This is a genomic window from Pseudomonas sp. MM227 (assembly GCF_947090715.1).
GTDB lineage: Bacteria > Pseudomonadota > Gammaproteobacteria > Pseudomonadales > Pseudomonadaceae > Aquipseudomonas > Aquipseudomonas baltica.
In genome coordinates this window covers 1,164,519-1,186,929 of the sequence record NZ_OX352319.1, presented here as the reverse complement: position 1 = coordinate 1,186,929, position 22,411 = coordinate 1,164,519, and the positions used below count along the sequence as shown (strand labels likewise).

The 22,411-nt window shown below is 62.7% G+C and carries 24 protein-coding genes and 1 tRNA gene; 12 read left to right on the top strand and 13 right to left on the bottom strand.

Features of this window, described 5'->3' with window-relative positions; genetic code table 11:
• Positions 1 to 69: 69 nt before the first annotated feature.
• Positions 70 to 540, bottom strand: coding sequence for a Dps family protein (locus ONG87_RS05320; RefSeq protein ID WP_090356750.1), 471 nt, complete (start codon positions 538 to 540; stop codon positions 70 to 72).
• Between the two features lie 314 nt (positions 541 to 854).
• On the opposite strand from ONG87_RS05320, the gene ONG87_RS21105 reads away from it, so the two are divergent.
• Positions 855 to 1,445 (top strand): cold-shock protein, encoded by a 591-nt coding sequence (locus ONG87_RS21105; protein ID WP_049861522.1) that lies wholly within the window; start codon positions 855 to 857, stop codon positions 1,443 to 1,445.
• Between the two features lie 62 nt (positions 1,446 to 1,507).
• Here the strand turns inward: ONG87_RS21105 and ONG87_RS05310 are convergent, their stop codons facing one another.
• Positions 1,508 to 1,714, bottom strand: a complete 207-nt coding sequence (locus ONG87_RS05310) for a SlyX family protein (RefSeq protein WP_264382350.1) — start codon at positions 1,712 to 1,714, stop codon at positions 1,508 to 1,510.
• Entirely contained in the window at positions 1,711 to 2,142 is a 432-nt protein-coding gene (locus ONG87_RS05305; RefSeq protein ID WP_185794199.1) for an HIT domain-containing protein, read from the bottom strand. The genes ONG87_RS05310 and ONG87_RS05305 overlap by 4 nt, the downstream gene beginning before the upstream one ends.
• Positions 2,143 to 2,982: 840 nt before the next feature.
• Here ONG87_RS05305 and ONG87_RS05300 point away from each other — a divergent pair.
• From ONG87_RS05300 to ONG87_RS05290, 3 genes are all read left to right on the top strand, one after another.
• Positions 2,983 to 4,254, top strand: a complete 1,272-nt coding sequence (locus tag ONG87_RS05300) for an OprD family porin (protein WP_122479320.1) — start codon at positions 2,983 to 2,985, stop codon at positions 4,252 to 4,254.
• A gap of 162 nt (positions 4,255 to 4,416) precedes the next feature.
• Positions 4,417 to 6,132, top strand: coding sequence for a proline--tRNA ligase (locus ONG87_RS05295; protein ID WP_264382349.1), 1,716 nt, complete (start codon positions 4,417 to 4,419; stop codon positions 6,130 to 6,132).
• Between the two features lie 15 nt (positions 6,133 to 6,147).
• Entirely contained in the window at positions 6,148 to 7,098 is a 951-nt protein-coding gene (locus ONG87_RS05290; protein WP_122479322.1) for a hypothetical protein, read from the top strand.
• 9 nt (positions 7,099 to 7,107) lie between these two features.
• Here ONG87_RS05290 and dinB read toward each other — a convergent pair whose 3' ends face one another.
• Positions 7,108 to 8,172, bottom strand: coding sequence for a DNA polymerase IV (gene dinB, locus ONG87_RS05285; RefSeq protein ID WP_122479323.1), 1,065 nt, complete (start codon positions 8,170 to 8,172; stop codon positions 7,108 to 7,110).
• A 254-nt stretch (positions 8,173 to 8,426) separates the two neighbouring features.
• Here dinB and ONG87_RS05280 point away from each other — a divergent pair.
• Positions 8,427 to 8,503 (top strand) — tRNA-Met (locus tag ONG87_RS05280).
• Between the two features lie 65 nt (positions 8,504 to 8,568).
• Here the strand turns inward: ONG87_RS05280 and ONG87_RS05275 are convergent.
• From ONG87_RS05275 to ONG87_RS05240, 8 genes are all read right to left on the bottom strand, one after another.
• A complete protein-coding gene (locus ONG87_RS05275; protein ID WP_264382348.1) occupies positions 8,569 to 9,162 on the bottom strand; it encodes a nucleotidyltransferase family protein in 594 nt (197 codons plus the stop codon).
• 40 nt (positions 9,163 to 9,202) lie between these two features.
• A complete protein-coding gene (murB, locus tag ONG87_RS05270) occupies positions 9,203 to 10,225 on the bottom strand; it encodes a UDP-N-acetylmuramate dehydrogenase (RefSeq protein ID WP_264382347.1) in 1,023 nt (340 codons plus the stop codon).
• 35 nt (positions 10,226 to 10,260) lie between these two features.
• Positions 10,261 to 11,025, bottom strand: coding sequence for a 3-deoxy-manno-octulosonate cytidylyltransferase (kdsB, locus tag ONG87_RS05265; protein ID WP_264382346.1), 765 nt, complete (start codon positions 11,023 to 11,025; stop codon positions 10,261 to 10,263).
• Complete coding sequence (locus ONG87_RS05260) at positions 11,022 to 11,207, bottom strand: Trm112 family protein (RefSeq protein WP_122479326.1); 186 nt, start codon at positions 11,205 to 11,207, stop codon at positions 11,022 to 11,024. Before ONG87_RS05260 ends, kdsB begins: the two co-directional genes overlap by 4 nt.
• Before the next feature lie 25 nt (positions 11,208 to 11,232).
• On the bottom strand, positions 11,233 to 12,228 hold the full coding sequence (gene lpxK / locus ONG87_RS05255) for a tetraacyldisaccharide 4'-kinase (protein WP_264382345.1): 996 nt from the start codon (positions 12,226 to 12,228) through the stop codon (positions 11,233 to 11,235).
• Positions 12,228 to 12,656, bottom strand: a complete 429-nt coding sequence (locus ONG87_RS05250; RefSeq protein WP_122479328.1) for a biopolymer transporter ExbD — start codon at positions 12,654 to 12,656, stop codon at positions 12,228 to 12,230. The genes lpxK and ONG87_RS05250 overlap by 1 nt, the downstream gene beginning before the upstream one ends.
• On the bottom strand, positions 12,653 to 13,288 hold the full coding sequence (locus ONG87_RS05245; protein ID WP_163007608.1) for a MotA/TolQ/ExbB proton channel family protein: 636 nt from the start codon (positions 13,286 to 13,288) through the stop codon (positions 12,653 to 12,655). Before ONG87_RS05245 ends, ONG87_RS05250 begins: the two co-directional genes overlap by 4 nt.
• 80 nt (positions 13,289 to 13,368) lie before the next feature.
• The gene (locus tag ONG87_RS05240; RefSeq protein ID WP_264382344.1) at positions 13,369 to 15,600 is read right to left on the bottom strand and encodes a DNA internalization-related competence protein ComEC/Rec2; all 2,232 of its coding nucleotides are present in this window, start codon (positions 15,598 to 15,600) and stop codon (positions 13,369 to 13,371) included.
• 147 nt (positions 15,601 to 15,747) lie between these two features.
• On the opposite strand from ONG87_RS05240, the gene ONG87_RS05235 reads away from it, so the two are divergent.
• From ONG87_RS05235 to ONG87_RS05225, 3 genes are all read left to right on the top strand, one after another.
• The gene (locus ONG87_RS05235) at positions 15,748 to 16,260 is read left to right on the top strand and encodes a DUF2062 domain-containing protein (protein WP_264382343.1); all 513 of its coding nucleotides are present in this window, start codon (positions 15,748 to 15,750) and stop codon (positions 16,258 to 16,260) included.
• A gap of 180 nt (positions 16,261 to 16,440) precedes the next feature.
• Positions 16,441 to 17,739 (top strand): serine/threonine protein kinase, encoded by a 1,299-nt coding sequence (locus ONG87_RS05230; RefSeq protein WP_122479332.1) that lies wholly within the window; start codon positions 16,441 to 16,443, stop codon positions 17,737 to 17,739.
• The gene (locus tag ONG87_RS05225) at positions 17,732 to 18,511 is read left to right on the top strand and encodes a VacJ family lipoprotein (protein ID WP_122479333.1); all 780 of its coding nucleotides are present in this window, start codon (positions 17,732 to 17,734) and stop codon (positions 18,509 to 18,511) included. Before ONG87_RS05230 ends, ONG87_RS05225 begins: the two co-directional genes overlap by 8 nt.
• A gap of 107 nt (positions 18,512 to 18,618) precedes the next feature.
• Here ONG87_RS05225 and ONG87_RS05220 read toward each other — a convergent pair whose 3' ends face one another.
• The gene (locus tag ONG87_RS05220; RefSeq protein ID WP_122479334.1) at positions 18,619 to 19,548 is read right to left on the bottom strand and encodes a lipid A biosynthesis lauroyl acyltransferase; all 930 of its coding nucleotides are present in this window, start codon (positions 19,546 to 19,548) and stop codon (positions 18,619 to 18,621) included.
• A gap of 139 nt (positions 19,549 to 19,687) precedes the next feature.
• Here ONG87_RS05220 and minC point away from each other — a divergent pair, with 139 nt between their 5' ends.
• From minC to ONG87_RS05200, 4 genes are all read left to right on the top strand, one after another.
• Positions 19,688 to 20,425 (top strand): septum site-determining protein MinC, encoded by a 738-nt coding sequence (gene minC, locus ONG87_RS05215; RefSeq protein WP_264382342.1) that lies wholly within the window; start codon positions 19,688 to 19,690, stop codon positions 20,423 to 20,425.
• Positions 20,426 to 20,577: 152 nt separating this feature from the next.
• Entirely contained in the window at positions 20,578 to 21,390 is an 813-nt protein-coding gene (gene minD, locus ONG87_RS05210) for a septum site-determining protein MinD (protein ID WP_122479336.1), read from the top strand.
• Positions 21,390 to 21,644, top strand: a complete 255-nt coding sequence (gene minE, locus ONG87_RS05205; protein WP_122479337.1) for a cell division topological specificity factor MinE — start codon at positions 21,390 to 21,392, stop codon at positions 21,642 to 21,644. The genes minD and minE overlap by 1 nt, the downstream gene beginning before the upstream one ends.
• Before the next feature lie 90 nt (positions 21,645 to 21,734).
• Positions 21,735 to 22,370, top strand: a complete 636-nt coding sequence (locus ONG87_RS05200; RefSeq protein ID WP_264382341.1) for an RluA family pseudouridine synthase — start codon at positions 21,735 to 21,737, stop codon at positions 22,368 to 22,370.
• Positions 22,371 to 22,411 lie beyond the last annotated feature (41 nt).

The window sequence follows — 22,411 nt, the reverse complement described above, 5'->3', positions numbered from 1 at the left end:
GCAAGCGGGAAAAGCTGGATCGACACGGCGGGCGCAGCAGTGCAAAAGACGCCGCCGTGTCGCCAGGGATCAGCCTTCGAGCAGCGAACGCAGCATCCAGGCAGTCTTCTCGTGCACCTGCATGCGCTGGGTCAGCAGGTCGGCCGTCGGCTCGTCGCTGACCTTGTCCAGCAGCGGGAAGATACCGCGGGCCGTGCGGGTAACGGCTTCCTGGCCTTCGACCAGTTGCTTGATCATGTCCTGGGCCGAGGGCACCCCTTCCTCTTCCTTGATCGAAGACAGGCGGGCATAGACCGAATAGGCGCCAGGCGCGGGAAAACCGAGGGCACGGATACGCTCGGCGATGGAGTCCACGGCCAGCGCCAGTTCGGTGTATTGCTCTTCGAACATCAGGTGCAGGGTACGGAAAGCCGGGCCGGTCACGTTCCAGTGGAAGTTGTGCGTCTTGAGGTACAGGACGTAGGTGTCGGAAAGCAGACGGGACAGGCCGTCCACGATCGATTTGCGATCTTCTTCGCTGATGCCGATATCGATTGCCATGTGATGTCCTTGATGACGATGAATGTATACCACCACGGGTGGATGCCCACTTTACCAAGACCCATCGACCCACGCAGCTCCGGCCTCGGGCAAGTTGCGCAGGCTATCCGCCCGACGGCGTCGGGCGGCGCTCTGGCCGATTTGAGAAGGATCGGGCTTTGCTGTTAAATAGACCGCGTGCCGCCGGGGCGATTCATCAAGCCGTGGCGCATAGGCTGATCCCTGCAGATGCTCGGCAATTATTGTCACCCCAACGCTGCGCTTGTTGCGGTATCAGCTCTTCCTGATGCCTGATCTTAGAGTGAGCCAATCAAATGTTGAAAATCGTCCACCTCCTGACGGGCGCAGCGGCCGTGCTGCTGTCGTTCATACCAAGCCTGCGGGCCGATGTAGCGCCTTACCTGCAACAACCCGACGCAATCTACCTGGCGCTGTTCGGTCTGCTCAACCTGCTTTTGGCTCCAGTGATACCGCGCTGGAACAAAGGCCCACGTCATCTGTTGCAAAATCTGGTCAGTGTGCTGCTGGTTGCCTCGGTGATCACCCAGACCCTGACGTTGCTGGTGCCGCTGCCGGCCATCGGCATCCTGCCGGGCCTGTTGTGCGCACTGCTCGCGTGCCTGGCGCACCTGTCGATCAGCTTCTACCGCGCGTCACCGGCACCCAGCGCCGTGCAGTACGACATGACCAACCGCGATACCGGTACGGTGAAGTGGTTCAACACGTCGAAGGGCTTCGGCTTCATTTCCCGCGATTCCGGCGACGACATCTTCGTGCATTTTCGTGCCATTCGTGGCGAAGGCCATCGCGTGCTGGTCGAAGGCCAACGGGTCGAGTTCTCGGTCATGAACCGTGACAAGGGTCTGCAGGCCGAAGACGTGATTGCGGCATCGCCACGTCGCTGACTCCAATGCAGCAATAAAAAAACGCGGGCATTGCCCGCGTTTTTCATTGCCGAAAAAAGATTTCAGTAATGCGGCGGCGGCGCCTCCTGGGTAGCCGTTTCGAACTCGCCGACCATTTCTTCCTGACGCTTGAGCAGCGCGGCCAGCTGCATCTGCAGGCGCTCGATCGCCCGCTGTTGCAGGATCAGTTCGTCGCTGAGCGAAGACAGGGTGTCATCCTGAAAAGCCAGGCGCGTCTCCAGTTCCATCACGCGATCTTCCAGACTCATGCCCTGCCCTCCGTAAAAATGAAATCGGTGCCCAGCACGCCTGCCAGCCTTTGGCGAACCGCCACCAATTGCTCGGCGGTGTAAGGCATGGACGGCAGCTTGCCCCACACGGGCGCAGGCCAGGCCGCGTCGGCCCGGTAGCGAACGATCACGTGCATATGCAACTGACTCACGACATTGCCCAGGGTCGCGATGTTGATCTTGTCGGCGCCATAGTGCTGGTGAAGCAACTTCGCCAATGCATTGGTTTCGCTCCACAGCACTTCACGGTCTGCGTCATCGAGTTCGAAGACCTCGGTGATATCCGGGCGTCGCGGCACCAGAATGAACCAGGGATACCTGGCGTCATTACTGAGCAGCAGGCGACAAAGTGCGAAGTCACCGATGACATGAGCGTCTCCGGCAAGTCGGGCATCCAGGCTGAACACGGGCGTTCTCCACAGGAAGGAATGGGGGATCGAGGCATGGCCGCGAATCATCGAGCGGCAAGGATAGCGTGCCTGATCGGTTTTTTCCGGGTGAGCCACTATTTGCTCGACACGCCGGAAGGCGGCGCACCTGGAGCCGTGCCCGAGGCGAGGCACGGTTTTGGTGCCGCCCGCCCCAGGATCGCCCGCAGCACCGAACCGTACAGACCACTTTTTCGCAGCAGTTCACCCGCTTTATGCGATACCGCTTGTAACTGTCTGACAAGTGGTCCTTCTTTACGCAGGCACAGCGTTGCCAATTCCTGTCGGTGGTCTAGCCTTGCCATTCAGGACGTCACCTTTCGCACCAAAAAGGTCCACCAGGGAAGGTCTCGGTGCATGAAGGCCTCGCAATCTACCCACTCTTGTCACCCTGCGGTAACGTTTGCGCCGCGAAACAGGATTCACTCGCACAGCGGTATTCGTTACCGAGGAAAGCAGGAATGTCCCGATGCGCCGGTTTTACGCGGGCTTGGCCGAACCACTGGAAGAAAAGTGAAAAATATGTGAACTGCTGGCACGTTTGTGCACGCTTGTTGCATTCATCCCAGCACGGTCACCGGGGACGTGGGAAGACGAAACCGGAACAAACGGAAACAGTGAATCAATGACGCACGTTAGTGCAGGCACGCAACCCAAGTGTGGTTGTAAGCCTGAACATGCAACAGCGGACTTGAAGTATCGCCAACATGACCGGCGTGGTATACGTTCCGCGCCGTCATAAAAAGAAAGAACTGCCTCAGATAAAAAAACAGGTGAGGCAGTGGTTACTCTTCTTAAAAACCAAAGGAGCAAATCACGATGCGCGTGATGAAGTGGAGCATGATCGCACTGGCTGTAACAGCCGGCACCTCGCAGTTGGCTTTGGCCTCCGCCCAGGACGAGTCCAAGGGTTTCGTGGAAGACAGCACCCTGAACCTCAAGCTGCGTGCCTTGTACATGAACCGTGACTACAAGCACGGCGCAGGCAACCCTACCGCAGGCAGCGACAAGGGCTATCGTGAAGACACTGGCCTTGGCGCCCAGATGTTCTACGAGTCGGGCTTCACCCAAGGCACCATCGGTGCCGGTGTCGATGCAATGGGCTTCGGTTCGGTGCGCCTGGACGGCGGTACCGGTCGCCGCAGCAACGGCCTGTTCGCAGCCGACGACGAAGGCAACCTGGAACACAGCCAGACCAAGGGCGGCGCGGCCGTCAAGTTCCGCTTCTCCAACACCGTACTCAAATACGGCCAGCAAATCGTTGCCAGCCCGGTCTTCGCGACCGATGACGGCCGTCTGTTGCCTGAAGTCGCCACCGGCACTTCGATCACCAGCAACGAAATCGACAACCTGACCCTGAACATCGGTCGCTTCACCTCGATGAGCGCGCAGACCGGCATGGGTCACGACTCCCTGGGCCTGAAGTCCGCCGACATCGCCGGCGCCACCTACGCCTTCACCAAGAACTTCACCGGTACGGTCGCTGCGTCCGACGTGGAAGATTACTGGAAGCGTCAGTACGTCAACCTGAACTACACCCTGCCGATCGACGACCTGCAGTCGCTGAACTTCGACTTCAACGCCTATCGCACCAAGAGCCAGGGCGAAGATCTGGGCGGCGACGTCGACAACAAGATCTGGAGCACCGCGGTTGCCTATAGCCTGGGCGCGCACAAGTTCACCCTGGGCTACCAGCGCAGTTCCGGCGACACCGGCTACGCCTACGGCGTGGACGGCGGCGGCACCGTGTTCCTGAACAACTCCGTTCAGTACTCCGACTTCGTCGGCGCCGAAGAGAAATCGTGGCAGGTTCGCTACGACATCAACATGGCAACCTACGGCGTACCCGGCCTGAGCTTCATGACTCGCTACATCACTGGCGACAACATCGAAGCCAGCAACGGCGAAGAAGGCAAAGAGCACGAGTGGGACTTCGAAACCAAGTACGTGGTTCAGCAAGGCCCGATCAAGGACATGTCCTTCCGCCTGCGTAGCGCCATCTACCGCGCCAACAACGCCTACGATGCCGACTACGGTCCGTCGAACAACGACCTGCGTTTCATCGTCGAGTACCCTCTGAGCATCATGTAACAGCCCAGCAGGTCGCTTCACCTCGAAAAGCCCGGCCCTGCCGGGCTTTTCTGCGTCTGGATCGCGGCGCCCGGCAAAGCCCGGCCCTACGCCTGTACGTCGCCCAATCACCCCCGTACAATGCCAGACCTCGATAAAATTTCGCGAAGACAACGGTCAACCATGCGCACCAGTCAATATCTGCTCGCCACACAGAAAGAAACCCCTTCCGATGCGGTCGTGATCAGCCATCAGCTGATGCTGCGTGCCGGCATGATCCGCAAGCTCGCTTCGGGCCTGTACACATGGCTGCCGATGGGGCTTCGAGTGATGCGCAAGGTTGAGCGGATCGTGCGCGAGGAAATGGACGCCGCCGGCGCTCTCGAAGTGCTGATGCCCGGCATCCAGCCGGCCGAACTGTGGCAGGAGTCGGGACGCTGGGAGCAGTACGGTCCCGAGTTGCTGCGCCTCAAGGACCGCCACGACCGTGACTTCTGCGCCGGCCCCACCCACGAAGAAGTCATCACCGACCTGATGCGCAACGAGCTCAACAGCTACAAGCAGTTGCCCATCAATCTCTACCAGATCCAGACCAAGTTCCGTGACGAGATCCGTCCGCGCTTCGGCCTGATGCGCGGTCGCGAGTTCATCATGAAGGATGCGTACTCCTTCCACGCCGACCAGCCCTCGCTGCAGGCCACCTATGACCGCATGCACCTGGCCTACAGCAACATCTTCACCCGCCTGGGCCTGAAATTTCGCGCGGTGGAAGCCGACAACGGCTCCATCGGCGGCGCCGGCTCCCACGAATTCCATGTGCTGGCAGAGTCCGGCGAAGACGACATCGTCTTCAGCGATACGTCCGACTACGCAGCCAACATCGAGAAGGCCGAGGCGATCCCCCGCGAAACCGAGCGTGGCGCCGCACTCGAGGAACTGCGCCTGGTCGACACGCCCAACGCCAAGACCATCGCCCAACTGGTGGAAAACTTCGGCCTGCCGATCGAGAAGACCGTGAAGACGCTGGTGGTCCACGCCGCCGAAGAAGGCAAATTGATTGCCTTGATCATCCGTGGCGATCACGAGCTGAACGAGATCAAGGCCGCCAACCAACCGCTGGTTGCCAATCCGCTGGTCATGGCCAGCGAAGCGGAACTGCGTGATGCCATCGGCGCGGGCGCAGGTTCCCTGGGCCCAATGAACCTGCCCCTGACCTGCATCATCGATCGCTCGGTAGCTTTCATGAGCGACTTCGCCGTGGGCGCCAACATCGACGACAAGCATTACTTCGGCGTCAACTGGGAGCGCGATCTGCCCCTCCCGGAGATTGCCGATCTGCGCAACGTGGTCGACGGCGACACCAGCCCGGATGGCCAGGGCACCCTGACCATCAAGCGCGGTATCGAGGTGGGTCACATCTTCCAGCTGGGCACCAAGTACAGCGAAGCCATGAAGTGCCAGGTACTGGGTGAGAACGGCAAGCCGGTGACCTTGGCCATGGGCTGCTACGGCATCGGTGTGTCGCGCGTGGTGGCTGCTGCCATCGAGCAGAACAACGATACTGGCGGCATCATCTGGAGCGATACCCTGGCGCCCTTCCAGGTCGCCCTGGTGCCGTTGCGCTACGAAACCGAGCAAGTGCGCGAAGCCACCGACCGGCTGTACGCGGAATTGACCGAGGCGGGCTTCGAAGTGCTGCTGGACGACCGCGACAAGAAAACCAGCCCCGGGATCAAGTTCGCCGACATGGAGCTGATCGGCATTCCCCATCGGATCGTCATCAGCGACCGTGGCCTGGCCGAAGGCAACCTGGAATACAAGAGCCGTACCGAGGAAGCCGCACAGGCCTTGCCTGTCGACGACGTCCTGTCTTTCATCCAGGCTCGCGTGCGCCGCTGACAGATTCGAGAAACCATGTTCAAGCGAACTACCTTGGCCTTCGGTGGTGCTGCCCTGTGCAGCACCCTGCTGGTCAGTGGCTGTGCCAACCAGATGTCGCAGCGCAACGAACACGAAGAGCGCATCGAGCGCAAGCTGCTCGAACACAGCGTGCAGATCGACCTGGGCAAGCCCGAGGTGCTGCAGACGCCGCAACGCCGCGTGCGCATTCGTGAACTCAAGGATTTCGAGGTCACGGCGTTCGAGACCACACGTCACTACGACCGCTACACCCCCTATCAACCCTGGCGTGAAGTCTACGAGATTCCGCTAGGGGTGGTGGCCGTAGTAGCCGGCGTCGGCGCCAACGTGGTGAACGTGGCGACCTTCGGCAGCCTGCCCGACAGCGTGACCAAGGACTGGGTCAGCTACGGTTTCGCCGGGCTCAATCCGTTCATGAACGTGCAGTCCAACGGCCGTGCCGAGCAGAACCTTGCCGGTATCGACGAGGTGCAGACCGACAGGCGCGTGGAGCACGACAGCACGCCATGGAGCGAGCGGCCGGTACAAGTGGGCACCGGCCGCAAGACCTATGACCTGGAAACCGACGCCAACGGTGTGTTGCGCATCAACCTGCTCGACAACCCGTTTGCGGAACAGGATCTGACCCACGTCACACGCCTGCAACTGAGTGTGGTGGACGAGGAAAGCCAGACCCGGGCCAGCGCCCTGCTGCCGGTGAGCCCGGACCTGCGCGGCAAACTGGCCGAAGCGCACACGCTGATCTTCGACGACCTGGAAGGTGACGAGGTCGGTCAGTGGGTGTATCGGGTCAAGCGCCTGGCCGAACTGGGCCTGGAAGACGAAGCCAGCGAACTGGAACAGAGCCTGATCGAGCTGACCCGCAACGACCCCGAATTGCAGCAGGATTTCCTCAAGTCGCTGCGCAGGGACACCGGCCGACTGGTCGCCGATCCCGGGACCTGAGCCAGCCGGTCAGCCGTCGCTGAACAGTTCCAGCTGCTCGTGGGCCCCACGCAGGTCCAGCAGGCGCACACCGATGCCCAACAGGCGCACCGGCTTGCCGCCACGGGCGAAGGCCTGACCCAGTAGCTGCCGGTAGCTTTCCAGGTCCCTGCCCGCCCCTGCCTGTTCCAGGGTGGTCTGGGTAAAGTCGTGAAACTTCACTTTGACGAAAGGCTTGCCAGGACGATAGCTGCTGTCGATCCGGTCGATCCGCTCGGCCAGGGTCTGCATCAGCTCTGGAAGCTTGTCCAGGCAACTGGCCAGATCCGGCAGGTCCGTCTCGTAGGTGTTTTCCACGCTGATGGACTGGCGCCGACTGTCGTTCTGCACCACGCGCTCGTCGATGCCGCGTGCCAGGCTGTAGAGACGCTCGCCAAAGCTGCCGAATTCGCGCACCAGCGCCAGCTTGGTCCATTCACGCAGTTCCAGGCAGCTGTCGATCCCCAGGCGGGCCAGCTTGTCGGCGGTGACCTTGCCTACGCCATGCAGCTTGGTGACCGGCAAGGCGGCGACGAAGTCTTCGATCTGTGCCGGGGTGATGACGAACAGGCCGTCCGGCTTGCGCCAGTCGCTGGCGATCTTGGCCAGAAATTTGTTTGGCGCCACCCCCGCCGAAACGGTGATGTGCAGGCGCTTGGATACCTTGCGCCGGATGTCCTGGGCAATTCGCGTGGCGCTGCCGGAAAAATGCGGGCAGTCGGAAACGTCGAGGTAGGCCTCGTCCAGAGACAGCGGCTCGATCAGGTCGGTGTACTCGCGAAAAATCCCCTGAATCTCCCGCGACGCTTCTTTATAGGCATCCATGCGCGGTTTGACGATGGTCAGGTCGGGGCACAGTTTGAGCGCGTGCCGCGAGCTCATGGCTGAACGCACGCCATAGGCGCGGGCTTCATAGTTGCAGGTGGCGATCACCCCGCGACGCTCCGCCGAGCCGCCGACGGCCAGTGGCTTGCCGGCCAGCCGGGGGTCGTCACGCATTTCGATGGCGGCATAGAAGCAGTCACAGTCGACATGGATGATCTTGCGCTGCGTCATGGTCTGGGCGGGGTACCAAGCTGGTAAAAGATCGTACAAAAACAACGGTATTATCTCACTCGCAGCGATAAGCGCCATGGCCAAAGCCCGGCGCGCATTCTTTTGCCCATCGACAAATCCCCCCAATACCGCTGGAAGCCCCGCCCCGCCTGACTCGTAGCACTATCGGCAAAGCTAAGCGATTGATGGAAAAGAGTTTTCTTGAAATCAGGGTTTGACAAGCAGGCGCTGCGCTGTAGAATAGCCCACACAGACGCGGGATGGAGCAGTCTGGTAGCTCGTCGGGCTCATAACCCGAAGGTCGTCGGTTCAAATCCGGCTCCCGCAACCAAACAACGAAGAAGGCCACTTGAAAAAGTGGCCTTTTTTGTTGCCTGCAATTTGTTCGCCGACCTGTTACCCGACCAGGTCGCCTGGCCGATCCACATCGCGGTAGATCCCTGGGTCGTCGCAGACCACCAGGTTCATGTGCGCCTCGGCGAACAATCGTCGAGCCCCCTGATCACCCTGCAGCGACAGCAACTGCTCACGAAAGATACGGCCAAAGCCTACCGGGTGCCCGTGACCCTGAGCGCCATGGGCAACGCAGATACGCTCCGGCGCCATGCACTGGCGTACCCTGGCGAACGTTCCGGGAGTCACGAACGGCATGTCGCCCAGGCACACCAGCCAGCCATCGGCATCCAGACTGGCTTCGACACCCGTGCGCAGGCTGTCGCCCATGCCTGCGGAGTCGAGCAATACCACCTCGCAGCCGTAGGCTTCGCCCAGCTGTATCACCTGCGTCTTGTGCGCACGGGTGACCAGCACACGCCGCTCGAGCGTATCACCGAGGTTGCGCATCACCTGTTCGATGACGCTGCGCTCGATGCCGTCCAACCCGCTGCACCGGGCAAGCAGTTTGTCGCTACCCTGCCCTGCGGCGTCCTGGAAACGGCGCCCTTGCCCTGCAGCGAGAATCAAGGCGCAGGGGGCGGTGATGGCTGACATGGGGGTAAGCTCCGATAGTCACGATGCGCCGTACGGACGCTCAATACAGATTGGGTTCCATCTCCAGCACCACACCGAAGCGTGACTGGATATCGTCCTGGATGCGCTGGGCCAGGGCATGCAGCTGCTTGCCCGATGCATTGCCGTGATTGACCAGCACCAATGACTGCAAGCGGTGCACGCCGGCGTCGCCCTCGCGATGGCCCTTCCAGCCGGCGCGCTCGATCAGCCAACCCGCCGCCAGTTTGTACAGGCCATCGGCCTGGGGATAGGCAACCACATCGGGATGCTCGCTGCGAATGGCGTCCAGCACCGAGGCGGTCACGACCGGGTTCTTGAAGAAGCTGCCGGCATTGCCCAGCTCGGCAGGGTCGGGAAGCTTTTCTCGACGGATGCTGCAGATGGCGGCGCTGACGTCGGTGGGCGTCGGGTGCTGGATTCCCTGTTCGGCCAGCCGCTGACGCACCGGGCCGTAGTCCAGATGCACCGGCGCGGAACGTGAAAGCGTGAAGCGCACGCGCAGGATCACCCAACGGCCGGGCTGGCGCTTGAACAGGCTGTCGCGATAGCCGAATGCGCACTCGGCGGCGCTGAAGTCGCGTATCTGCAACGTATCCCGGTCAAGCGCAGTGAGGCCGGCGAACACGTCTTTGATCTCGACGCCGTAGGCACCGATGTTCTGCATGGGCGCTGCACCCACGGTTCCAGGAATCAGGCTGAGGTTTTCCAGACCTGCCAGACCTTGTTCAAGCGTCTGCAATACGAAAGGGTGCCACGGCTCGCCGGCTTCGGCTTCCAGCACCACCTGATCACCGGCCTCTGCGAGCACGCGCACGCCGCGGCTGGCCATGCGCACTACCAACACGTCGGAGAGGTCAGCGGTCAGCAACAGGTTGCTGCCACCACCGATCACCAGCGCACGCAGACCGTTCGTGGTGGCCCAGGCCAACGCCTGGATCAACTCGACATCGTCATGCACCGCGACCAGAAACGCTGCCTTCACCTCGATACCGAAGGTGTTGTAGGGCTTGAGCGACTGGTTGGCGCGAATGTCCAGACTCATGGACTCAGCTGGCGGAACATTGCCATGGGCTGCCATCAAGCCTCCAGCAGGCGCCGCACGCGCTCCAGATCTTGCGCGGTGTCGACACCGGCGGGCGGCGCCTGCACGGCATCGGCCACATGGATGCGTACCCCGTGCCAGAGCGCACGCAGCTGCTCGAGGCGCTCGGTGTTTTCCAGCCAGCAAGGGCCCCACTGCACGAAATCCTGGAGGAAGCCGGCACGGTAGGCATAGATACCGATATGACGACGGTAGGGGACCTGGGCCGGGAGGGCATCGCGATTATTGGCGAAATCGTCACGCGCCCACGGCAACGGTGCTCGGCTGAAGGTCAGCGCCAGGCCGTTCAGGTCGGTGACCACCTTGACCACGTTGGGGTTGAACAACGCTTCCACGTCCGTGATCGGCTCGGCCAGGGTTGCCATGGCGGCCTCGTGGCTGGCAGCGAGATTGGCCGCCACCTGGTCGATGACTACGGGCGGAATCAACGGCTCGTCGCCTTGCACGTTGACTACTATGGATTCGGCATCCAGACCCAATGCCTGGCATACCTCGGCCAAACGGTCGGTACCGGATTCATGATCAGCCCGGGTCATCACCACCTCGGCGCCGAACGCCCGGCAGGCGGACTCGATGCGTACGTCGTCGGTGGCAACCACGACTCGCGCTGCCGTGCTCTTGCAGGCCTGTTCCCAGACATGCTGGATCATCGGTTTGCCGGCGATCATCTGCAGTGGCTTGCCCGGCAGGCGAGTCGACTGGTACCGCGCAGGTATCACCACGGTGAAGGCCGTGCTCATTTATCCAGGCGCTCGTCGTCGGTCAGGGTCCGCGCTTCGGTTTCCAGCATCACCGGAATGCCGTCGCGAATGGGATAGGCCAGGCCGGCGCCCTTGCTGATCAGCTCGCGCTTGTCGGCGCTGAGCTTGAGCGGGCCCTTGGTGATCGGGCAAGCGAGGATATCGAGCAGTTTGGTGTCCATGGAAAAATCCTTCAAGGCAAGGGGATCAGGGCAAAAGGCTGGTCAGGCGCTGGTCGAGCCAACCGATGAAATGGGGCGAAGGCTGGGCGTCGACGGCCAGGTACCACCAATCCGCAGCGGCGAACTCGCGGCACTTCACGGCATCTTTCTCGGTCATGACCACGGGCAACGGTGGCTCGAAACACAGGGCCTGCGGCGTGAACGTGGCATGATCGGCGAAAGCGTGAGCGACAGGCTGCCAGTGTAGCGCCTGCAAGGTGTCGAAGAAACGTTGTGGGTTGCCGATCCCGGCCACGGCGTGCACTGCCTGCCCTGGCGGGAAATGGCTCAATGGCCGGCGCTCGCCGCTGCGCACGTTGATCAACGCCCGGGCTTGCAAGGTCAGGCCGTAGCCTTGCGCCGAATCGCCGGCGGCACCGTTGCACAGCACGGCGTCGACCGACTGCAGGCGCTCGACTGGCTCGCGTAACGGGCCGGCGGGCAGGCAGCGACCGTTGCCCAGTCCGCGCGCGGCGTCGATCAGCACCAGTTCGATGTCGCGCGCCAGGCGGTAGTGTTGCAAGCCATCGTCGCTGAGCACCAGGTCCACGGGCTCGGCTTCGAGCAGCGCACGTACGGCGCGGCCACGGTCGGGGTCGATCACCAGCGGCACCCCGCTGCGCCGCACGATCAGCAACGGCTCGTCGCCCGCCTGGGCAGCGTCCTGATCGGCGCGGACCCGCCATGGCAGGCTCGGTGGCCTGGCGCCGTAGCCGCGACTGACCACGCCAACGCGCAGGCCGCGCGCCTGGCAGTGCTCGATCAGCCAGAGGATCATCGGGGTCTTGCCGGTGCCACCGACGGTGATGTTGCCGACCACCAGCACCGGCACCGGGGCGCGGTAGATTGCGCCCTGCCCGGCCTCGAATCGCCGACGCTTGCGCGCCACGACACTGCGGTACAGACATTCCAGCGGACGCAACAGCCATAGCGCGCGATGGCCGGCATACCAGGCGGCGGACAATCGGTCGGCGAAGCTCATCAGGGATTCGCCTGCGCCTCGACGGTGATCATGCTGATCTGGCTGAAACCCAGCTTGCCGGCCGCGTCCATGGCGCTGATGACCGCTTGATGCGGCGTCTTGCCGTCGGCGCTGATCGACAGTGGCAGCGAGCTGTCACCGGCCGATGCGGTACGCAGGGCGTCGAGCAGGGTCGGCAGGTCGCTTTTCGGTAGCAACTGGTTGTTCACCGCATAGACGCCTTCGGCGCTGATGGCGATGTCGATGCGTTTGAGGTTGCTGGCCTGTTCCGGCGCGCCGTTCACCGCTTCCGGCAGCTCGACACGCAGCTGGGTTTCGCGGGTGAACGTGGTGGTGATGACGAAAAACAGCAACAGCACGAACACGACGTCTATCAGCGAGATCAGGTTGAGCTCGATGTTTTCCCGACTGCGACGACGAAACTTCACGCTTTTTCCTCGGCCAGGTCGACCTCGCGATCCCCCTGCACGACTTCCACCAGTTTGATGGCTTCCTGCTCCATGCCCACCACCAGCTCGTCGATGCGCCGTTGCAGCAGGCGATGGAAGAACAGCGCCGGGATCGCGACGATGAGGCCGGAAGCCGTGGTGACCAGCGCTTTGGAGATACCGCCCGCCATGACACCGGGGTTACCGCTGACGGCGCCTCCGGTGAACGAGCCGAAGATCTCGATCATGCCGATCACCGTGCCGAGCAGACCCAGCAGCGGCGCCATGGCGGCAATGGTGCCCAGGGTACTGATGTAGCGTTCCAGCTCGTGGATGACCCGGCTGGCCGCCTCCTCGATGCTTTCCTTCATGATTTCGCGGCCATGGCGAGAATTCGCCAGGCCAGCCGCGAGGATCTCGCCAAGCGGCGAGTGGGCACGCAACTCCTTGAGCTTTTCCTTGCTCAGTTGCTTGTCTTTCTTCCAGCGCCAGACCTGGCCGACCAGATGGGCAGGCGCAACACGGCTGGCACGCAAGGTCCACAAGCGCTCGGCGATGATAGCCAGGGCGACGATGGAGCTCACTATGATTGGCAACATCATCCAGCCGCCAGACTTAACCAATTCCCACACAGGTACGATCCCCTCGAAAAAGTTCGCCACTCTACCATAGGGGTGAGGCGCGTCGAAGCGTGCGATGACCGTTGGAAAGCTCAGGGGTGGTCGGGTGCCTCGCGCCAGAAACGTCGCTGGGAGCGCTGCCGCTGCACCGGGCCAAAGGTACCCAGGCGGACACGCAACGCGCCGTCCTCGGCGGTGTCGTGGGTGGCGATGCCCAATGCCCGAAAACGCGCCAGTACGGAGGCATGGGGATGGCCGAAGGTATTGCCATGGCCCCTGGAGATCAACGCTGCCTGTGGACGCACTGCATCCAGCAATGGCTTGCTCGATGACGTCCGGCTGCCGTGGTGCGGCACCTGCAACCAGTGTGCCTGAACCGGCAAACCGCTCGCGACCAGGGCTTTTTCGGCCGCCGCGTCGATGTCGCCGCTGAGCAGCAGGCGCTCGCCATTGGCTTCGACCCAGAGTACGCACGAGGCAGGATTGCCGGGCACGGCCGACGGCCAGCGCCACAAGACGAACTTCACCTCGTCCCACTCCCAACTGCGCCCAGGCTCGCAAGGCTGCGCCTGCCACGCGGCGGGCAAAAGGTCGGGCTCACCGGCCAGCGTCTGGTCGACCGGCAGGCGTCGCATAACGGTGCCGGCACCACCGGAATGATCGAGGTGCGCATGACTGATGATCATCGCATCCAGGCGCCGCACGCCCAGGGCTACCAGGCTGGGCACCACCACACTGGCGCCGGCGTCGATTTCGCCCAGGCCGGGACCGGTGTCGTAGAGCAACTGGTGGTGGGCGGTGCGCACGAGCACACCCAGCCCCTGGCCGACATCCAGCACCCAGATATCGGCCTGGCCCACGGGCGGTGCCTGACGCGGGCTGAACAACAGCAGCCCGACCATCGGCACGCCCAACCAGCGCAATGGAGTACCGGCCGGCAGCAACAGCAACAGCACGCCGATGACCAGCACCAGCCATACCCCGGGCGACAGCCCCGGCGGCAGCCAGGAAGGCCCCCACTCGGCGGCCCAGGTCAGCCATTGAAACAGGCCGCGCAGTGCGCCGCCGGCCAGCCACAGCAGGGTTTCGCCCACCCAGGGCACAGGCAGCAGCACGGCACCGGCCATGGCCACCGGCAGCACCAGCAGACTGATCCAGGGCACGGCCAGCAGATTCACCAGCGGCCCGCTGATACTCACCGGCAACGCCAGGGCCACCATCACCGGCAGCAAACCGACCGCCACGCAGCACTGCGCGCGCGTCCAGGCCTGCCACCAGCGCCAACCGCCCAGACGTCCGGAAAACGTCAGCAGCAGCACTCCCACCGCGCAAAACGACAGCCAGAATCCCGGCTGCAGGCTGACCAGTGGGTCGACCAGCAAGACCGTGGTGAATGCCAGCAGCAGCGGCGACCACACGCCCAGGTGGCGAAAGCGCAGCCGCCACAACAGCACCAGGCCGATCATGATGCAGGCTCGGCGTACCGGCACCTGGAAGCCGGCCAACAGCCCATACGCCAACGCGCCGGTGAACGCCAATGCGCAGGCACAGGGCAACCAGGGCCAACGCGCCGGCCAGACACCGAGTTTTGCCAACAGGGCAACCAGGCCATACAGCAACCCCGCAAGCAGGCCGACGTGCTGGCCTGAGATGACCAACAGATGCACGGTCCCCGTGGCCTGGAGAACGTCCCACTGCTGGCGGGACACGCCCGAACCGTCGCCCAGCAGCAAGGCGGCGAGCGTGCCGCCCTGCTGCTGGCTGTCCACAGCCAGCAGCCGCTGGCGCACGCCATCGCGCCAGGCCAGACGGGCCGCCCGCACCCGCTGGCCGGCCTTGACGCTGCCGGTGGCGCCGATGCCCTTGGCCAGGGCCCAGGCCTGGGCGTCGAAACCTCCGGGGTTGACCAATGCCCGCGGCCGCTTGAGGTTCACGGCCAGCCGCCAACGCTCGCCGCTGACGACCCGCGGGCCGCCATACCAGGCCAGGCGCAGGCGCGACGGTAGCTGCGCACGGCGCGACCAGGCCTCGGCCAGTTCGAAGCGCACCGTGCTGCCGTTGGTTGCCGGCAGGCCCACCACCTCTCCTTCGAGCCACAGGGTTTGTCCGTCCAGCGCCGCCACCAACTGGCCGTTCGTCGCCCAGTGGGCGTGCAGACAGGCCCAACACAGGCCCAGCAGAACGAGCGCGCAATGCCAGCGGCGCGCTGCCAGCAACAACATCGCACCTGCACCCATGCCTACCAGCCAGCTCAATGATGGAAGCGTCGGCAGCCAACGCAGACACACCATCCCGGTCGCCAACGCCAACATCGCTGTGCGCATACCTTCCTCCCTGGAAAAACCGCCGGGCAAGGCTAAGGGCAAACGGGCCGCGTCGCGCCTTATCAAATGTCACAAAGTCTGAGCTCGGACTTCAGGCAACTTGTGCATACTGCCGGACACATCCAGACAGATACGTGCGAGACCGCTATGCCGCGTCGCCTGTTCAAGCGCTACATGCCGGACCCAGAGACGATTCGTGAACACAAGTCGCTGCGATTCCTGGGTCGCCTCCTGCATGACGCCAACCTCTGGCACCTGAACCGTCATTCCGTGGCCCGGGCGATGGCGGTCGGCCTGTTCGCCGCGTTCATGCCCATCCCGCTGCAGATGCTCCTGGCGGCGGCCCTGGCCATCGTGGTGCGCGGCAACATGCCCATCGCGGTCAGCCTGGTGTGGCTGACCAACCCGATCACCATGCCGCCGGTGTTCTATTGCACGTACAAGGTAGGGTCCTGGCTGCTGGGTCAGCCACCGCGGCAGCTACCCGACTCGTACAGCTGGGACTGGGTGATGAGCCAGATGTCCACGCTGTGGCAGCCGTTCCTGCTCGGCTCGGTGGTGACTGGCGTGGTACTGGGAGCGTTGGCATACTTCCTGACAATGTTTTACTGGCGCTGGTGGGTCAGTCGCCAATGGCGGCGACGCAAGCAGCGGCGGTAGCACTGCTCACTGTGGCGTGCAGCAGGTCGGAGCACGCGCATCGAGTGGTGAATTCAGTGTATCTTGCCGCCGGTCAGGACGAGTTGTTGTGTTAAAAACCCAGCGGCTTGGCAACTTGCCACCAGTGCGCTTGTCCTAGCCTCGAACGTCAACACAGCATTCTCCTCTAGGGACTCCGTCATGCTCCGATCATTGCGCTTCGCTGCCCTGCTTGGCGGCCTCATCATGAGTGCGTCCGCGTTGGCGAAGGATATCGACCCCGCCACCTATGGCTATCCGCTCACCAACCCGTTCGAGGCCACGATCGCTTCGACACCGCCGGAGCTACGGCCCAAGCTGCCCCTGGACGAAGACATCGATCAGGCCGACTACAGCCTCAACGTGCGCCCGGAGCGAGAGTTCATCCTGCCGGACAATTTCTGGGCCGTGAAGAAGCTGCGCTATCGCCTGGCCCAGCAGGACCATGCCGCGCCACTGATCTTCCTCATTGCCGGCACCGGTGCGCCCTACAGCAGTTCGCTCAACGAATACCTGAAAAAGCTGTATTACCAGGCCGGCTACCACGTGGTGCAGTTGTCCTCACCCACCAGCTTCGACTTCATCAGCGCCGCGTCGCGCTTCGCCACTCCGGGCGTGACCCGCGAAGATGCCGAAGACCTGTACCGGGTCATGCAGGGCGTGCGTGCCCAGCATCCGAAGTTGCCGATCACCGATTTCTACCTGACCGGGTACAGCCTGGGCGCGCTGGACGCAGCGTTCGTCAGCCAGCTGGATGAGACCCGGCGCAGTTTCAACTTCAAGAAAGTGCTGCTGCTCAACCCGCCGGTCAACCTCTACACCTCGATCACCAACCTCGACAAGTTGGTGCAGACCCAGGTCAAGGGCATCAACAACAGCACGACGTTCTATGAGCTGGTCCTCAACAAGCTGACGCGCTACTTCCAGCAGAAGGGCTATATCGACCTCAACGATGCGCTGCTCTACGATTTCCAGCAGTCCAAGCAGCACCTTTCCAACGAGCAGATGGCCATGCTGATCGGCACCTCGTTCCGGTTTTCGGCTGCCGACATTGCCTTCACCTCCGACCTGATCAACCGCCGTGGGCTGATCACGCCGCCCAAGTATCCGATCAGCGAAGGCACCAGCCTCACGCCGTTCCTGCGCCGGGCGCTGCAGTGCGACTTCGACTGCTACCTGACCGAGCAGGTGATTCCGATGTGGCGCGCCCGCACCGACGGTGGCAGCCTGCTGCAGCTGGTGGATCAGGTGAGCCTGTATGGCATCAAGGACTACCTGCAGAACAGCACCAAGATCAGCGTCATGCACAACGCCGACGATGTGATCCTGGGCCCTGGCGACCTGGGCTTTTTGCGCAAGACCTTTGGCGATCGCCTGACCGTTTACCCTTATGGCGGCCATTGCGGCAACCTCAATTACCGCGTCAACAGCGACGCTATGCTGGAGTTCTTCCGTGGCTAGAACATTCCTGTTGATGGCAACGCTGCTGTGCGCAGGCGTTGCCCAGGCCGACGACAGCACCGTCCAGAAGGTCGACAGCGACGGCTTCAAGCAACCGTTGCAGGTACTCAAGTTCAACCCTGGCCTGGACCAGCGCGAGTTCGAGCGCTCCACGCTCACGGCGTTGAACGTCTACGACCCGTTGGAAAACCTGAACCGGCGCCTGTATCACTTCAACTATCGTTTCGACGAGTGGGTATTCCTGCCGGTGGTCAACGGCTATACGTACATCACGCCGTCGTTCCTGCGCACCGGGGTGAGCAACTTCTTCAGCAACCTGGGCGAAGTGCCGAGCCTGGTCAACAGCCTGCTGCAGTTCAAGGGCAAGCGTGCCCTGGATACATCTGGACGGTTGTTGGTGAACACCACGCTGGGCGTGGCGGGCCTGTGGGACCCGGCCACCTGGTTCGGCCTGCAGAAGCAGGCCGAAGACTTCGGCCAGACCCTGGGCTTCTACGGTGTGCCGAACGGCGCCTACCTGGTCTTGCCGATCCTGGGGCCGTCCAACCTGCGCGACACCACCGGCCTGGTGTTCGACTTCGCCGTCGAGAACCAGATCAATTTCCTCAATGTGTCCGAGGTCAGCAGCAATCATCCAGAGTTGTGGGCGTTGCGTGCCGTGGATCGGCGCTACAGCAACAGCTTCCGCTACGGTCAGCTGAACTCGCCGTTCGAGTACGAGAAGGTGCGTTACGTGTACACCGAGTCGCGCAAGCTGCAGATCGCCGAGTAAGCGCATCGCGCACGGGCCTCTTCGCGGGTATCAACCGCTCCTACGAGAGCTGAGCTTCAGGCGATTGTGAGAGCGGGGTCGACGCTGGTTCGTCCACCCCACCCCGCTCAGCGCTTCTCGTACAGTTTCGGTGCGCCGACTGGCCGCGACTTGAAGCGGCGATGGGCCCACAGGTACTGCTCGGGGCATTCGGTCACGGCTTGTTCCACCCACTGGTTGATGCGCAAGGCATCGGCCGCTTCGCTCTCGCCGGGGAACCCCTGCAGCGGTGGATGCAAAACCAGCCGATAGCCAGAGCCGTCTTCCAGTCGCCGTTGCGTGAACGGGATGACCCGTGCCTTGCCCAGCCGGGCGAAATGCGTGGTAGCCGTCACCGTGGCCGCCTCGATACCGAACAGCGGCACGAAGATGCTCTGCTTGGCGCCATAGTCCTGATCGGGTGCGTACCAGATAGCGCGGCCCTTGCGCAGCAGCTTGATCATCCCGCGCACGTCCTCGCGTTCTACCGCCAGCGAATCGGGATTGTGCCGTTCGCGGCCCTGGCGCTGGACGAAATCGAACAGTGCATTGCGATGCTCGCGGTACATGCCGTCGATGGTGTGGCGCTGGCCCAGCAACGCTGCACCGATTTCCAGGGTAGTGAAATGCAGCGCCATCAGAATTGCGCCTTCGCCCTCACGTTGCGCCGCCTGCAGGTGTTCGAGCCCTTCGATGTGCGCCAGCCTTGCCAGGCGCGCCTGTGGCCACCACCAGCTCATGGCCATTTCGAAGAATGCGATGCCGGTGGATGCGAAGTTTTCCTTGAGCAGGCGTTTTCTTTCGACGGGCGGCATCTGCGGGAAGCACAACTCGAGGTTGCGCGCCGCCACGCGGCGACGTTCACTGGCCACGCGGTACATGCCCATCCCCAGCCAGCGGCCCAGCCTGAGCAAGGCGCGATACGGCAATTGCACGACCAGCCACAACGCGCCGAGCCCCAGCCACAGGGGCCAGAAGCGCGGATGAAGAAAAGATCGGCGAAAACGCGGGCGGTCCATTGACGATTCCGAACAGGCAACAAGGCGGGGCATTCTACATGGGTTGACCACCCATCGCTGCGTCGCGGCTTGCAGGGGAAGGTGGTTCTCGCTATAAGTCTCGGCACTTTTTTTAGTTACAAGGCGCGTTTTGCCGACCATGAGCCAGACCGATCAGCTAGACCAGGAACCTGTGTTCCAACTCAAGGGCAGCATGCTCGCCATCACCGTGCTTGAGTTGGCGAAGAACGATCTTGCCGGCCTCGACCGCCAGTTGGCGGCCAAGGTCGCGCAGGCCCCGAACTTCTTCAGCAACACGCCGCTGGTGCTGGCGCTGGACAAACTCCCCGCCAACCAGGGCAGCATCGACCTGCCGGGCCTGATGCGCATCTGCCGTCATCATGGCCTGCGGACCCTGGCGCTGCGTGCCAGCCGCATCGAAGACATCGCGGCGGCAATCGCCATCGACTTGCCGGTGCTGCCACCCTCGGGTGCCCGCGAACGACCGCTGGAAGTCGAAGAGCGCAAGCCCGAGACGCCTCCGGAAAAGCCTCCAGAGCCCTTGATCCAGCCGACTCGCGTGATCACCACGCCGATCCGTGGCGGCCAGCAGATCTACGCTCAGGGCTGCGACCTGGTGGTGATCAGCTCGGTGAGCTCGGGTGCCGAACTGCTGGCCGATGGCAACATTCATGTGTACGGCCCGATGCGTGGCCGCGCCCTGGCGGGCATCAAGGGCGACCGCAAGGCCCGCATCTTCTGTCAGCAACTGGGCGCCGAACTGCTTTCCATCGCCGGGCAGTACAAGGTCTCCGAAGACCTGCGTCGCGACCCGCTGTGGGGTGCGCCCGTTCAGGTGAGCTTATCGGGGGATGTGTTGAACATCACCCGTCTTTAACGGATACTGCCGCCATTTTCAGCGCAACTTTCAAATAGCGCGGTTGTCGAGCGGTACGCTTCCGGTACCGCAGACACATGCAGTCCGCCGATGTTTTGAAGTCATGTTTTCTCGGGGATTAACAGTCCCTTTTTAAGTAGGGGTGATACACCTTGGCCAAGATTCTAGTGGTTACATCCGGCAAGGGTGGTGTGGGCAAGACCACCACCAGCGCCGCCATCGGCACCGGCCTCGCACTGCGCGGCCACAAAACCGTCATCATCGACTTCGACGTCGGCCTGCGTAACCTTGACCTCATCATGGGCTGCGAACGCCGCGTAGTGTATGACTTCGTCAACGTGGTGAACGGTGAAGCGACCCTGCAGCAGGCCCTGATCAAGGACAAGCGCGTCGAGAACCTCTTCATCCTGGCTGCCAGCCAGACGCGCGACAAGGACGCCCTGACCAAGGAAGGCGTCGAGAAGATCATCACCGAGCTGTCCAAGACCCACGACTACATTCTGTGCGACTCCCCGGCAGGCATCGAGAAAGGTGCTCACCTGGCCATGTATTTCGCCGACGAAGCAATCGTGGTGACCAACCCCGAGGTGTCCTCGGTACGCGATTCGGACCGCATGCTTGGCCTGTTGGCGAGCAAGTCGCGACGCGCCGAGAACGGCGAGGATCCGATCAAGGAACACCTGCTGATCACCCGCTACAGCCCCGAGCGCGTCAGCCGCGGCGAGATGCTGGGCGTGGAAGACGTCGAGGAAATCCTGGCCATCCGCCTGCTGGGCGTAATTCCGGAATCCGAAGCAGTGCTCAAGGCGTCCAACTCGGGTACGCCGGTGATTTTCGACGACCAGAGCGACGCCGGCCAGGCGTACAGCGATGCCGTCGACCGTTTGCTGGGCAAGGAAAAGCCCCACCGCTTCCTTGATTTCAAGAAGAAGAACTGGGTCGAGCGCCTGTTTGGAGGTCGCTAATGAATATTTTCGACTTCTTTCGTGACCGCAAGAAAGGCAATACCGCGTCGGTCGCGAAAGAGCGTCTACAGATCATCGTGGCGCATGAACGCGGCCAACGCACTACCCCTGACTACCTGCCGGCTCTGCAGAAAGAGCTGGTGGAAGTGATTCGCAAGTATGTGAACATCGAGAGCGACCAGGTACAGGTTGCGCTCGAGAATCAGGGTAGCTGCTCGATTCTGGAATTGAACATTACCCTGCCCGACCGCTGAGCCCCGCGCTCGGCTCCACGGCGGCCCGCCGGCCCTTTGCTGAAAAGGGTCGACGCGCCGCCGTTGGCGTTTCTGAGAGATAGACCTTTCATGCCGTTGTCGAACATTCGCATCATCCACCAGGACGCCGCCGTGCTGGTCATCGACAAGCCGACCCTGTTGTTGTCGGTGCCCGGGCGCGCCGACGACAACAAGGACTGCCTGATCACCCGCCTGCAGGAAAACGGCTTCCCCGAGGCGCGCATCGTGCATCGCCTGGACTGGGAAACCAGCGGCATCATTCTGCTGGCGCGCGATGCCGACAGCCACCGCGAGCTGTCCCGTCAGTTCCACGACCGCGAGACGGAAAAAGCCTATACCGCCCTGGCCTGGGGCCAGCCTGCGCTGGACAGTGGCAGTGTCGACCTGCCGCTGCGCTACGATCCGCCGACCAAGCCACGGCACGTGGTGGATCACGAGCACGGCAAGAATGCGCTGACCTTCTGGAAGGTGCTGGAGCGCTGCGGCGAGTGGTGTCGCGTGGAGCTGACGCCGATCACCGGGCGTTCCCACCAATTGCGCGTGCACCTGTTGTCGATCGGTCATCCGCTGCTGGGTGACCGGCTGTATGCCCACCCCGAGGCGTTGCAGGCACACGAACGGTTGTGCCTGCATGCCAGCATGCTGGCGTTTACCCATCCGGTGACGGGTGAGCGGATGAAATTCGAGTGCGCCGCACCCTTCTGAACAGCGGTGAGGCTTTCGCGGGCGATGACCGCTCCTGCCGG